The 13,280-nt window shown below is 65.0% G+C and carries 10 protein-coding genes; 4 read left to right on the top strand and 6 right to left on the bottom strand.

Annotated elements, in window-relative coordinates:
• Window positions 1–17: 17 nt before the first annotated feature.
• Both AC1VNY_RS24790 and AC1VNY_RS24795 read right to left on the bottom strand, forming a co-directional pair.
• Window positions 18–1,478 carry an efflux RND transporter periplasmic adaptor subunit gene (locus AC1VNY_RS24790; RefSeq protein ID WP_482407132.1) on the bottom strand — a complete coding sequence of 487 codons (1,461 nt, stop codon included), beginning with the start codon at window positions 1,476–1,478 and terminating at the stop codon, window positions 18–20.
• Window positions 1,468–2,937 carry an efflux transporter outer membrane subunit gene (locus tag AC1VNY_RS24795; RefSeq protein WP_482407161.1) on the bottom strand — a complete coding sequence of 490 codons (1,470 nt, stop codon included), beginning with the start codon at window positions 2,935–2,937 and terminating at the stop codon, window positions 1,468–1,470. The genes AC1VNY_RS24790 and AC1VNY_RS24795 overlap by 11 nt, the downstream gene beginning before the upstream one ends.
• Window positions 2,938–3,549: 612 nt before the next feature.
• Here AC1VNY_RS24795 and AC1VNY_RS24800 point away from each other — a divergent pair.
• Window positions 3,550–4,584: a cysteine synthase A gene (locus AC1VNY_RS24800; RefSeq protein WP_482407133.1), complete on the top strand. Its 1,035-nt coding sequence runs from the start codon at window positions 3,550–3,552 to the stop codon at window positions 4,582–4,584.
• 70 nt (window positions 4,585–4,654) lie between these two features.
• On the opposite strand, the gene AC1VNY_RS24805 is transcribed toward AC1VNY_RS24800, so the two are convergent.
• Genes AC1VNY_RS24805 through AC1VNY_RS24820 form a run of 4 tightly spaced genes read right to left on the bottom strand, consistent with a single transcriptional unit; the run spans window position 4,655 to window position 9,169 of the window.
• Window positions 4,655–5,395: an amino acid ABC transporter ATP-binding protein gene (locus tag AC1VNY_RS24805; protein WP_028339762.1), complete on the bottom strand. Its 741-nt coding sequence runs from the start codon at window positions 5,393–5,395 to the stop codon at window positions 4,655–4,657.
• A gap of 11 nt (window positions 5,396–5,406) precedes the next feature.
• Window positions 5,407–6,927, bottom strand: coding sequence for an amino acid ABC transporter permease (locus tag AC1VNY_RS24810; RefSeq protein ID WP_482407134.1), 1,521 nt, complete (start codon window positions 6,925–6,927; stop codon window positions 5,407–5,409).
• Complete coding sequence (locus AC1VNY_RS24815; protein WP_482407135.1) at window positions 6,924–8,129, bottom strand: amino acid ABC transporter permease; 1,206 nt, start codon at window positions 8,127–8,129, stop codon at window positions 6,924–6,926. Before AC1VNY_RS24815 ends, AC1VNY_RS24810 begins: the two co-directional genes overlap by 4 nt.
• Window positions 8,130–8,152: 23 nt before the next feature.
• Window positions 8,153–9,169 carry an amino acid ABC transporter substrate-binding protein gene (locus AC1VNY_RS24820; RefSeq protein WP_028331912.1) on the bottom strand — a complete coding sequence of 339 codons (1,017 nt, stop codon included), beginning with the start codon at window positions 9,167–9,169 and terminating at the stop codon, window positions 8,153–8,155.
• 328 nt (window positions 9,170–9,497) lie between these two features.
• On the opposite strand from AC1VNY_RS24820, the gene metC reads away from it, so the two are divergent.
• The 3 genes from metC (at window position 9,498) to AC1VNY_RS24835 (ending at window position 13,264) form a co-directional block, all read left to right on the top strand.
• Entirely contained in the window at window positions 9,498–10,694 is a 1,197-nt protein-coding gene (gene metC / locus AC1VNY_RS24825) for a cystathionine beta-lyase (protein ID WP_482407136.1), read from the top strand.
• 286 nt (window positions 10,695–10,980) lie between these two features.
• On the top strand, window positions 10,981–11,781 hold the full coding sequence (gene cpaB / locus AC1VNY_RS24830) for a Flp pilus assembly protein CpaB (RefSeq protein ID WP_016842117.1): 801 nt from the start codon (window positions 10,981–10,983) through the stop codon (window positions 11,779–11,781).
• Between the two features lie 34 nt (window positions 11,782–11,815).
• The gene (locus AC1VNY_RS24835) at window positions 11,816–13,264 is read left to right on the top strand and encodes a type II and III secretion system protein family protein (RefSeq protein WP_038386716.1); all 1,449 of its coding nucleotides are present in this window, start codon (window positions 11,816–11,818) and stop codon (window positions 13,262–13,264) included.
• Window positions 13,265–13,280 lie beyond the last annotated feature (16 nt).

Below are 13,280 nucleotides of genomic sequence, written 5' to 3' on the forward strand. Positions count from 1 at the left end.
CGAGGTCAGGATGCCGGTCATGGCTGCGCCTTCGGCGCGCCACCCGACTGTTCGCCCCCTGCTGCCGGCGCGGGCGCCGGTCCGGTCTGCCCCTTCTGATCGCCTTCGCTATGCTCGTGCCGGCCGCGATGCTCGCCGTCCTTGCCCTGCCAGTCTTTCTTGCCGTCCTTGCCTTGATCCTTCCCTTGCCCTTCGCCTTGACCTGCGCCGCGCTTGCCGTCGGGATTGCGGCTGCGCTTGCGCGGCGCGAGATCGGCGGCCGGCGGCCCGTCGTCCTTGCCGACCACGACCTTCGCGCCATCGGCAAGATTGGCAAAGCCGGTCGTCACGACGCGGTCCGACGTGGTCAGGCCGCTGGCGATGACGGCCTCATGCTCGTTCTGCTGGGTGACCGTGACCGGCTTGGCGGTGACGATGTCGCCCTCGCCGATAACGTAGCTGAAGGTGCCGGCCGGACCGCGCTGCACCGCCGAGGTCGGCACCACGATCGCCTGCGGCAGGGTCTCGACCTTGAGCCGCACATTGACGAACTGGCCGGGCCAGAGCTGGTAGCTGGCGTTGGGAAATTCGGCCTTCAGCTTCAGCGTGCCGGTGGTCGGATCGACCTGGTTGTCGATGCCGGTCAGCTTGCCGGCATCGATCACGGTGACGCCGTCATTGCCGAACACATCGACCGCAAGCTGGCCCTTCGCCGCCGCGGCGTTGACGCGCATGATCTGCTGTTGCGGCAAGCTGAACCACACCGCGATCGGCCGCAACTGGGTCAGGATCACGAGCCCCGTGGTATCGGCGGCGTGGATGATGTTGCCCTGGTCGACCTGGCGCAGGCCGGCCCGCCCCGCGATCGGTGCGACGATCTTGGTATAGCCGAGCGTGGTGCGCGCATTGTCGATCTGGGCCTGGTCGGCCTTGATGATGGCCTCCTGCTGCGCGACCAGCGCGCGCTGCGTGTCGGCCTGCTGCTTGGAGCCCGCGTTGCTGGCAGCGAGCTGCTCATAGCGGGCGAGGTCGATCTTCTGATTGGCGAGCAGCGCTTCGTCCTTGGCCTTCGTGGCCACCGCCTGATCGTATTGTGCCTGATAGATCGCAGGATCGATCTCGCCCAGCACGTCGTCCTTCTTGACGTCCTGGCCCTCGACGAAATTTACCTTGAGCAGCTTGCCATCGACCTGCGAGCGCACGGTGACCGTGTTGAGCGCCTTCACCGAACCGACGCCGTCGAGATAGACCGGCACGTCCTGCACATGCGGCATCGCCGCAAGCACCGGCACCGGCAGGTCGGGCCGCCCGCCCGCGCCGCGCCCGCCGCCGCCATTTTGCTTGGGCTGGAAGGCGAGCCAGCCGAGATAGCCGAGGCCGCCCAGGATCACGAGCGTGATGAGCAAGGACACCATGCGCCCAAGCAGGCGCGAGAGAAGGCTCCGCTTGCGCGGCGCCGTGCGCTTCTCGTCGTCCGTCGAGTCGGGCTTAAAGAGCATCGACCGGTCTTTCCATCTTCGGTTCCCAGCCGCCCCCTAATGCCTGATATAGGCTCACGATCGCCAATAGCCGGGCCAGTTGGGCCTGCGAATAGGCATCTTCCGCCTGGAACAGGGTCAGCTGCGTGTTTAGCACAGTTACGATATCGGCGGTGCCGGCCTTGAGCTGCTGCTCGGCGAGGTCGAAGGCGCGCCGCGACGACGACAGCACGTCGCGCTGCAGCTGCAGCCGCCGCGTGGTCTCGCGGATCGCGACCAGCGCATTGTCGACGTCGGTGAACGACTGCACCACCGTCTTGCGGTAGGTCTGCAGCAACTCGTCCTGCTTGGCCTTGGTGTATTCGAAATTGCCGAGGATCCGGCCGCCGTCGAAGATCGGCTGGGTCATGCTGCCGACCAGGTTGAAGAAGGCGGCATGCGGCTGGAACAGCGAGACCAGCGCCTGGCTCTGGTAGCCGCCCGTTCCGGTCAGCTGGATGCTCGGGAAGAACTGCGCCCGCGCGCTGCCGACATTGGCGGTGGCGGATGCAAGCTGCGCCTCCTGCCGGCGGATGTCGGGACGCTGGGTCAGCAATTCAGACGGCAGGCCCGGCGTGACGCGCGGGATCGCAACGGCGTTGAGGGAGCCGCCGGAGACGCGCACGCTTTCCGGCGGCCGCGACACCAGCACGGCGAGCGCGTTGATATTCTGGGCGAGCGTCTGCCGCAGCGGCGGCACCAGCGCGCGCTGGTTGGCGAGCACGCTCTCCTGCTGCGCGACGTCGAGATCGGAGCCGGTGCCGGCCTTGAAGCGCTCCTTGATCGCATTGAGGATGCGCTCGGCGCTGGCGATGTTGCGCTGCGCGGTGCGCAGCCGGTCCTGCGTCGCGAGCACCGTGAAATAAGCATTGGCGACGCTCGCCAGCGTGGTCAGCGCCACCACCTCGCGATCGAACCGGTTGGCAACGGCGGTCTCCTCCGCCGCCTGCGCGGCGTCGCGGTTCTGGCCCCAGAAGTCGAGCTGATAGCTGGCGCTCAGCGAGGCGTTGTAGTTCACCACCTCGCGCCCGCCATTGGTGAGGCCGCTGGCGCTGGAGCCGGAGGTGCGCGAGTAGGTTTCCGATCCGTTGAGATTGAGGGTCGGCAGCAGCGCCGCGCCGGCCTGCCGCGCCAGCGCGTCGGCCTGGCGGAAGCGCGCAACCGCAGCGGCAATGTCGAGGTTGACGGTCTGCGCCTCCTCCATCAGCTGGGTCAGCTCCCTTGAGCGGAAGCCCCGCCACCAATCGAGCGTCGGAAGCGCGTCGCCCGGCCGGCCGAGACGCGCGGCCTTGTAGCCCTGCGGCACGTCGAGCGCGGGGTCAGGGATGTCCTGGGTCAGAATGCAGCCGGCAGAGCCGGCAACCAGGCCGAGCGCAACGAGCGAGCGTCCCGCGAGCCGGCGCACGCGGACGGCGAGGCCGAACCGGCCTCCAGGCACCATCACGGGCACGGGCTGGGTCACACCCGTTCTCCGCCGAAGCCAGACTTCGCCCGTGGCGCACGAATGACGCGTTCAGCGATGGTCTGGGTGACGTTCACGGGGGTATGCTTCCAATGGAACCTGCCTGTCCCATCCTACCCTTGGGACAATGGGGCGGACAGCCCCGTCACGATTGCGTGGCGTCGCATCGCAAGCGATTCGTGGCTACCTTGAATGCCGACTTTTCCCTATTTTTTACGGCATTTCCGCGCATTTCGGACCCATGCCGGAAGTCACGATTCTTACAAAGATTTCATGGGGATTTCTCGGCTCCTGTTGCATTGAGTCCGCAAGATGTGCCTACGCGGCGCCAAACTCGCGCCACCGCGCACCGCGCCGTCAGGTCTTGATCGGCCCGGAGCGCGCAACTCATGCAAAACCGCGGACCACAGGATGATTCTGCTGGCCGACCCAACCGCCGCAAAACGGCGTTCTCCCAAGTCCGCAACATTCGCGCTGGTGAGGTCAAGCGTGTTGACCCGCCTCTTGCCGCAGTGCAAAAGCCCTTCCCTTTTTCGATCAGCACACTAGGTTCGCCAAGCAAGACACAGACCGGCAAAGAAATTCCCCGACATGATATTCAACAAAGACGTCATCGAAGCGATCGGCAACACCCCGCTCATCAAGCTGAAACGCGCGTCCGAACTGACCGGCTGCACCATTCTCGGCAAGGCCGAATTCATGAACCCGGGCCAGTCGGTGAAGGATCGTGCCGGCAAATGGATGATCCTGGAGGCCGAGAGGCGCGGCGCGCTGAAGCCCGGCGGCCTGGTGGTCGAGTCGACCGCGGGCAATACCGGGATCGGGCTTGCGGTCGTGGCGAGTGCGCGCGGCTACCGCACCCTGATCGTCATTCCGGAGACGCAGAGCCAGGAAAAGAAGGACATGCTGCGGCTGTGCGGCGCCGAACTCGTCGAGGCGCCGGCGCTGCCCTTCGCCAATCCGAACAACTATCAGCATCTCGGCAAGCGTCTCGCCGAGCAGCTGCGCAAGACCGAACCGAACGGCGTGCTGTTCGCCGACCAGTGGAACAACCTCGACAATCCCAAGGCGCACTACGACTCGACCGGACCGGAAATCTGGCAGCAGACCGACGGCAAGGTCGACGGCTTCATCTGCTCGGTCGGCACCGGCGGCACGCTTGCCGGCGTCAGCCGCTACCTGAAGGAAAAGAACCCGGCCATCGTCACCGCCTGCGCCGATCCGCATGGCTTCGGGATGTACGAACTGTTCAAGAATGGGCAGGTCAAATCGACGCCGGGCGACTCGATCACGGAAGGCATCGGGCTCGGACGCGTCACGCCTGTGGTCGAGACAGCGAAGGTCGACACCGCGTTCCTGATCTCCGACGAGGAAGCCGTGACCATCATCTATGAGCTTTTGGAGCACGAAGGCCTGTGCCTCGGCGGCTCGACCGGCATCAACATCGCGGGCGCGATCCAGCTCGCCAAGCAGCTCGGCCCCGGCAAGACCATCGTCACCATCCTCTGCGACTCCGGCAACCGCTATCAGTCCAAGCTGTTCAACCCGGCCTTCATGCGCTCGAAGAATTTGCCGGTCCCGGAATGGCTGGAAAAGCGCAGCAAGATCGAGCTGCCGTTGGTCTAGGGAGCCAATAGCGAACGGCGAGCAGCAAATAGCGCGAAGCTCTATTCGCCATTCGCTGCTCTCTACTCCCTCATCTCAAGATTTGACTCAGGAATAGCTTCGACCGCGCGTGCTGAGGGTTGGCGAAGAATTCCTGCGGCGTGTTCGATTCGATGATCTGGCCCGCGTCCATGAAGACGACGCGGTTGGCGACCTCGCGGGCAAAGCCCATTTCATGGGTGACGACCAGCATGGTCATGCCCTCCTTGGCAAGATCGACCATGGTGTCGAGCACTTCCTTGACCATTTCCGGGTCGAGCGCCGAGGTCGGCTCGTCGAACAGCATCACCTTCGGGTTCATGGTCAGCGCGCGGGCGATCGCAACGCGCTGCTGCTGACCGCCCGACATCTGGCCGGGAAACTTGTTGGCCTGATGCGGGATTTTGACCCGCTCGAGGAACTTCATCGCGGCGGCCTCGGCATCCTTCTTCGGGATGTTGCGCACCCAGATCGGCGCCAGCGTGCAATTGTCGAGCACGGTGAGATGCGGGAACAGGTTGAAGCTCTGGAACACCATGCCGACCTCGCGGCGGACTTCGTCGACACGGCGAAGGTTCGGGCCAAGGTCGATGCCGTCGACCACGATCTCGCCCTCCTGGAATTCCTCCAGCGCGTTGATGCAGCGGATCAGGGTCGACTTGCCCGAACCGGACGGGCCGCAGATCACGATGCGCTCGCCCTTGCCGACCTCCAGGTTGATGTCGCGCAGCACATGGAAGTCGCCGTACCATTTGTTGAGAGCGGAAATGTTGACGATCGGGGTTGTGGACATGGTGACCTTGTTCAGTGGCGGCGGTGAGCGTTGAGCCGGTTTTCGACGAACAGCGAGTAGCGCGACATTCCAAAGCAGAACACGAAGTAGATCATTCCAGCGAAGGCGAAGCCGGTAAAGGCCGTGGTCGGCGTCGACCAGGTCGGATCGGAGAACGTCGCATGCAACGACCCCAAAAGGTCGAACAGCGCGACGATCGAAACCAGCGAGGTGTCCTTGAACAGCGCGATGAAGCTGTTGACGAGCCCCGGAATGACGTGGCGCAGCGCCTGCGGCATCACGATCAGCGACGTGGTTTTCCACCAGGACAGGCCGAGCGCGCTCGCCGCCTCGCCCTGCCCGCGCGGGATCGCGGCAAGGCCGCCGCGCACCACCTCGGCCTGGTAGGCGCCGGCAAACAGCGCGATGCCGATCAGCGCGCGGACCAGCCCGTCGACGTTGAAATTGCCCGGCAGGAACAGCGGCAGCATGTAGGTTGCGAAGAACAGCACCGTGATCAGCGGCACGCCGCGCCAGAACTCGATGAAGGCGATCGAGAATATCCGGATCAGCGGAATGGTCGAGCGGCGGCCCAGCGCCAGCGCGATCCCGATCGGCATCGAGGTGACGATGCCGGTAACCGACACCACCAGCGTTACCAAAAGGCCGCCCCACAGCCTGGTGTCGACGATGGGCAGTCCGCCGCGGTCGAGCTCCATCAGCTTGATCACGATCGCGATGCCGGCAAAGCTCGCGAGACTCCCGAGCAGCGCCCGTTGTCCGGTTCGCATGCCGCCGCCGAGGAAGAACAGGATCAGCGAGACGATACCAGTGGTCAGCAGGAAGTCGAACCAGAGCGGCTGGCTCGACATCTGAAGCTGCTCGCGCAGCCAGGTCAGCGGAAAGATCAGCCAACCGATCAGGCTGCCGACAAGCACGATGATCTTGCCGACGGCCCACAGCGGCGGTCCGATCGCCGAATTCCGGCTGAGATTGACCAGTACCTGCCCGGCATTGACGATGCTGTCGTCGAACAGCTGCAACAGGCTCGTGACCCAGCTGACGCCGAAACCGGCTAGTCCGCCGCCGCGCAGCAGGAAGAAGGCGACCGCCGGAAAGGCGAAGAAGAACAGGCTCGCATTCAGGCCCTTCGCCGGCAGGCGCGGTATCAGCAGCGGCAGCAGCAGGACGGCCGCGAGGATGAAGGTCAGGTTGACGCGCCAGCGTTCGGCTTCCGGGTAGAAGCCATAGATCAGCTGGGTGAGCTTGGCCTGGATGTAGGGCCAGCAGGCGCCGACCTGACGGCCGGCGGTCTCGGCAAGGCATGCATTGCGGTCCTTGCCGCTCCAGACCGCATCGACCAGCAGGAACCTGAACGCGGGAACGATCGTGTACCAGAGCAGCCCCAGCGCCAGGATCGTCAGCAGGATGTTGGTCGGCGAATTCAAGAGCCGCGTGCGGATGAAACCGACGAGGCCGGTGGTCCTCACCGGCGCCCGGCGTTCGGGCACCAGGTCCTGCCGGACAAAGGATGACGCGGTGACGTCGGTCATGCCCCAAGGCTCCGGTTGATGCGCCAGCCATAGACGCTCATGATCGCGCTGGTGACCAGCGAGATCAGCAGGTACACGCCCATGGTGATGGCGATGATCTCGATCGCCTGACCGGTCTGGCTCAGCGTCGTTCCGGCAAATACCGAGACCAGGTCGGGATAGCCGATCGCGACCGCCAGCGACGAATTCTTGGTCAGGTTGAGATACTGGTTGGTCAGCGGCGGAACGATGACGCGCATCGCCTGCGGCACGACGATCAGCCGCAAGGTGGTGCCGCGCGACAGACCGAGCGACGAGCCGGCTTCCATCTGTCCCTTATGGACCGACAGAATACCGGCGCGGACGATCTCGGCGATGAAGGCCGCCGTATAGGTCGACAGCGCAACCACCAGCGCAACCAGTTCCGGAATGACCCGCGCGCCGCCGGCGAAGTTGAAGCCCTTGAGTTGCGGCAGCTCGAAGGTCACCGGCAGGCCGAACACCAGCATCGTCACCAGCGGCAATCCAGCCAACAGGCCGAGCATATAGGGCCAGATCCGGATCGCCTGCCCGCGTTGAAACAGCGCCCGCCTTGCGTAGCCGCGCAGCGCCAGCGCGCCTGCGATGGCGATCGCGAGCGCGATCAGAAACGGATCAAGCCCGGCCTCGCCGATCGGCCGCGGGATCACCAGCCCGCGATTGGAGAGGAAGAAGGCGTTGAACAGCGAGATGCTCTGGCGCGGCCCCGGCAGCGCCGCCAGCACCGCGAGATACCAGAACAACAGCTGGAACAGCAGCGGCAGATTGCGGACGATCTCGACATAGATCTCGCCGAGCCGCGCCAGCAGCCAGTTCGGCGACAGCCGGCACAGCGCAACGATGAAGCCGATGATGGTGGCGAAGACGATGCCAATGCCCGCAACCAGCAGCGTGTTGAACAGGCCGACAAAGAACACCCGCGTATACGTGTCAGATCCCGAATACGGGATCAGGTTCAGGCTGACATCAAAGCCCGCATTGTTCTTGAGGAACCCGAACCCGGAGGCAATGCGCTGCGTCTCCAGGTTGGCACGGGCATTGGCCACGATCTCATAGGCGACCCAGGCCAACACCGCCGCGAACACGATCTGCACGGCAAGGCCAGTCCAGCCGGACTGGCCGCCGAGCGCGCGCTTCAGGCGGAAGATAAACTGCGGCGGTGGTTTTCGGGGCTCGGTCGTCATCGCCGCAGCCGCCTCGTCGCCGATCAGCGGATCGGAGGCGCGTACTGGATGCCGCCCTTGTTCCAGAGATTATTGAGCCCGCGTGCGATCTGCAGCTTCGATCCGGCGCCGACGTTGCGATCGTACATCTCGCCGTAATTGCCGACGGCCTTGATGATGCGGGAGAACCAGTCCTTGGTCAGGCCGAGCTGCTCACCGAGATTGCCGTCGGTGCCGAAGGCGCGCTTGAGGTCGGGCTTGTCCGACTTGGCCATCTCGTCGACGTTCTTCTGGGTGACACCGAGTTCCTCGGCATTGATCTGGGCGAACAGCGCCCACTTCACGATGTCGAACCACTGGTCGTCGCCGTGGCGAACCATCGGGCCGAGCGGCTCCTTGGAGATGATCTCGGGCAGCACGACGTGGTCGGCCGGGTTGGCGAGCTTCAGCCGCTGCGCATAGAGCTGGGACACGTCGGAGGTGAACACGTCGCAGCGGCCGGTCTCGTAGGCCTTCACGGTCTCGTCGGCGCCGGCGAACGCGATCACCTCGTACTTCATGTTGTTGCCCTTGAAGTAGTCGGCGAGGTTCTGCTCGGTCGTGGTGCCGGTCTGCACGCAGACCGACGCGCTGTTCAGCTCCAGCGCCGAGTTCACTTTCAGCGACTTCTTCACCAGAAAGCCCTGCCCGTCATAATAGGTCACGCCGGTGAAGTTGGCGCCGAGCGAGGTATCGCGCGACAGCGTCCAGGTGGTGTTGCGCGACAGCACGTCGATCTCGCCCGACTGCAGCGCGGTGAAGCGGTCCTTGGCCGACAGCGGCACGAACTTGACCTTGGACGGATCGTCGAAGATCGCCGCGGCGATGCCACGGCAGATGTCGACGTCGATGCCGGTCCAGTTCCCCTTGTCGTCCGGCGACGAGAAGCCCGGCAGGCCGCCGCTGACGCCGCAGGACAGCTGGCCTCGGTCCTTGACCGTCTTGAGGGTTTGCGCCGAGGCGGCCTGGACCGACAGGGCGGCGGCGGCGGCAAGGGTGACAGCCAGGGATACGCGTTTCATGGGCGGGGCCTTTCAGGGTCGTCCGGTGGACGGTTACTTTGTGATCGCCTCGCGTTCACGGGCCATCCCAATGATCCCTTGCAGCAAAAATGCCGATTTGACCGGCAGTTTGACCTGCAAACCGGTCAGGCAACGGATCGTAGGTCGCGGCAGGCCCCTCAACGTGCGGCGACTGGTAGTTGCGGCGCATCACATAGCGACTGACGAGCCGGGTCAAGGGGTTGACGCATGTCTTCTACCTCTTGTTAGTAACACCTCCCGGCCCGGCCCTGTCTTCCCGACGCGGTACGGCTGCGGCAAAAAGTCTAAAGTCTAACGGCAGCGCTCCATGACCTCCTCCGACGGCTCCACGCCCTCCCACCCGCAACAGGCCGCGACCCGTCTGGTCACGGCCGGCCGCGACACCAAAGCCCAGAAGGGCTTTGTCAATCCGCCGGTGTTTCACGGCTCGACCGTGCTCTATCCGACCGCGGAGGACCTCCACGCCCATCGCGCCGAATTTACCTATGGGCGCCATGGCAGCCCGACCACGCGGGCGCTGCAGGACGTGCTGATGGCGCTGGAAGGCCCGCAATGCGCCGGCGTCGGCCTCGCCCCGTCAGGGCTGGCGGCGATCAGCACCACGCTGCTCGCCGTACTCAAAACCGGCGATCACCTCCTGGTGTGCGACAATGCCTATCGGCCGACCCGCAATTTCTGCGACAACATGCTCAAGCGCTACGGCATCGAGACCAGCTATTTCGACCCGCTGATCGGCGCCGGTATCGAGACGCTGTTCAAGCCGAACACCCGCGCGGTGCTGATCGAAGCGCCCGGCTCGCAGACCTTCGAGATGCCGGACGTGCGGGCCATATCGGCCGCGGCGCACGCCCGCGGCGCGCTCATGATCGACGACAACACCTGGGCGACACCGCTCTATCACCGCTCGCTCGAACAGGGCGTCGACATCAGCATGCAGGCCGGCACCAAATATGTCGGCGGCCACTCCGACATCATGTTCGGCACCGTCGCAGCCAATGCGAAAGCCTGGCCGCTGATCCAGGAGGCGATCCGCCTGCTCGGCGTCTGCGCCGGGCCCGACGACGTCTATCTCGCGCTGCGCGGGGTTCGCACGCTATCGGTGCGGCTTGCGCAGCACCACCGCTCCGGGCTCGAGATCGCGCGCTGGCTCAGCGCGCGGCCCGAGGTCGATCGCGTGCTGCACCCTGCCCTCGACACCGATCCCGGGCACGCAATCTGGAAACGCGACTTCACCGGCGCCTCCGGGCTGTTCAGCATCGTGCTGAAGCCGGTGCCGCAGACCGCGGTCGATGCGATGCTGAACGCGCTCACTCTGTTCGGCATGGGCTTTTCCTGGGGCGGGTTCGAAAGCCTCGCCATCCCGTTCGATTGCAGCGACTATCGCACCGCGACCAAATGGTCGCCGGGCGGGCCGACGCTGCGGCTGCATATCGGGCTCGAGAATCTCGACGACCTCAAGGCCGATCTCGATCGCGGATTTGCGGCGCTGAAGGCCGCGCTCTGATCCTCCCGCGCTGCGCGCACGTTAGACGACGTTAACCACGACCGACCGGCTGTGACGCCGCGTTGCGACTCCCACATCGCACACGTTGCGCGAGCGCGATCTCCGGGATTCTGCGGAGATGCGATGGCGCCGATAACTCGCCGTTCACCATCCCCACCAATCCCTTAATTGTCCGGACCTTCCATCAAGTTCCCTTATACTTTTGCGGCCGTAGTGATGCCTCGGGAAGGGCTGTCAGTGCCGCAAGGACGCGACTGCCCTGTGTGAAGGGCATTCAGACAATCGCATGAAAACGGCACGCATCGTGGTCCTCGGCATCGCCGGCGTCGCAGGCCTCGCGGCCATGTATCTCGCGAGTGTTGGCGATCGCAAACCGGCGCCGGTCGCGCCGCCCGTCGCGCAACTGCCGACCGTCGAAGTGCTGGTCGCAAAGTCCGACATCGGGCTCGGTCAATCGGTCAAGGCCGAAGACATCCAGTGGCAGCGTTGGCCGGCTGAAACCGCCAGCAGCGCGTTCATCCGCCACGACGCCAACGCCAATGCCATGAACGACGTCATCGGTTCGATCGCACGCGCGCCCTTCATCGTCGGCGAACCGATCCGCGAGCAAAAGCTGGTCAAGGCCAATGGAAGCGGCTTCATGGCCGCGATCCTGCCCTCCGGCATGCGCGCGATCTCCACCGAAATCTCGCCGGAGACCGGCGCCGGCGGCTTCATTCTGCCGAACGACCGCGTCGATGTGATCCTGTCGCGACGCGACAAGAATCCCGACCAGCAAGGCGGCCGCGATATCGTCACCACTGAAATCCTGCTGTCCAACGTCCGCGTGCTGGCGATCGACCAGGCGCCGAAGGAGAAGGACGGCAACAACTCCCTCGTCGGCAAGACCGTGACCCTCGAGCTCAAGCCCGAACAGGCCGAGACGCTGGCGCGCGCCCGGCAGAGCGGCACGCTGGCGCTGGCGCTGCGCAGCATCGCGGACGTCAACGAACAGACCGACGAGACCAGAGACCATGCCCCGAAGCGGGGCGAGAGCATCAAGGTGGTGCGCTTCGGCATCCCGAGCTCTCTGACGACGCAGAAGTGATGGGGGCTTCGATATGACGACGGGTGCGAAACAAATGGCGACGTCGACCACGCTGGTCCGTGCGCTGTCATTCTCGGCGATCACTGCGCTGATGCTGATCCCTGCCCTTGCCAGCGCGACCGATCCCGACAAGAACGCGGATGTCGCGGTGACGAGCAGCATCGCCGCCAAGACGCGCTCCGTCTCGCTCGGCGTTGGCAAGTCGGTCGTGGTCGATCTGCCGCGCGAGGCCAAGGACGTTCTGGTCGCGGATCCCAAGATCGCCAATGCCGTGATCCGCTCGGCGCAGCGCGCCTATATCATCGGCGCGGCGGTCGGCCAGACCAACGTGGTGTTCTTCGACGCCGACGGCAACCAGGTCGCCTCCTACGACATCGCGATCAAGCGCGACCTCAACGGCATGCGCGCCGCGCTGAAGCAGATGCTGCCCGGCGTCCAGATCGAGGGCGTCGGCGACAGCGTCGTTCTGACCGGCACGGTGGCAAGCCCGGTCGAGGCCCAGCAGGCTGGCGACATCGCCGCCAAGCTGGTCGGCAGCGCCGACAAGGTCGTCAATTCCATCGTGGTGCGCGGCCGCGACCAGGTGATGCTAAAAGTCACCGTCGCCGAAGTCCGCCGGGACGTCGTCAAGCAGCTCGGCGTCGACCTCAGCGCCAACATGAACTACGGCACCGCCGCGGTGGTCTTCAACAACGCCAACGCCTTCACCGCCAATAATGGTGCGCTCGCCCCCAACAACGGGCTAACGGGCGCAGCCCTGAACAAGCTCGGCGTGCCGACCGTCACCGCGACGCTGCGCGCGATGGAGAGCGCGGGCGTCGTCAAGACGCTGGCCGAGCCCAACCTCACCGCGATCTCGGGCGAGTCGGCGACCTTCATTTCGGGCGGCGAGTTTCCGATTCCGACCGGCGTCACCTGCCAGACGACGACGTCGGGTACGATCGGCAATTGCGTCCAGACCGTCAGCTTCAAGAAGTTCGGCATCTCGCTCAACTTCACTCCGGTGGTGCTGACCGAGGGACGGATCAGCCTGAAGGTGATGACCGAGGTCTCCGAAGTTTCGATGGAAAACGCCCTGACCGGCGGCCAGAACGGCACCACCATTCCCTCGATCAAGACCCGCCGCGCCGACACCACGCTGGAGGTGCCCTCCGGCGGCTCGATCGCGATGGCCGGTTTGATCCAGGAGCAGACCAAGCAGGCCATCAACGGCATGCCCGGCGTCGATCAGATCCCGATCCTCGGCCAGCTCTTCAGGAGCCAGGACTTCGTCAACAACGAGACCGAGCTCATGGTCATCGTGACGCCCTACGTGGTGCGCGCCGTTGCGCAGAAGGAGCTGTCCCGTCCCGACGACGGATTTGCCCCGGCTTCCGACGCGCAGTCGGCGCTGCTGGCGCGCGTCAATCGCATCTACGGCGTTGCCGCCCGCGGCGAGCCGATCGGCGCCACGCCGGTCAATTTCGGCTTCATCATCGACTGAGGCGCGGACCTGAAGG

The organism is Bradyrhizobium ferriligni (genome assembly GCF_056837965.1).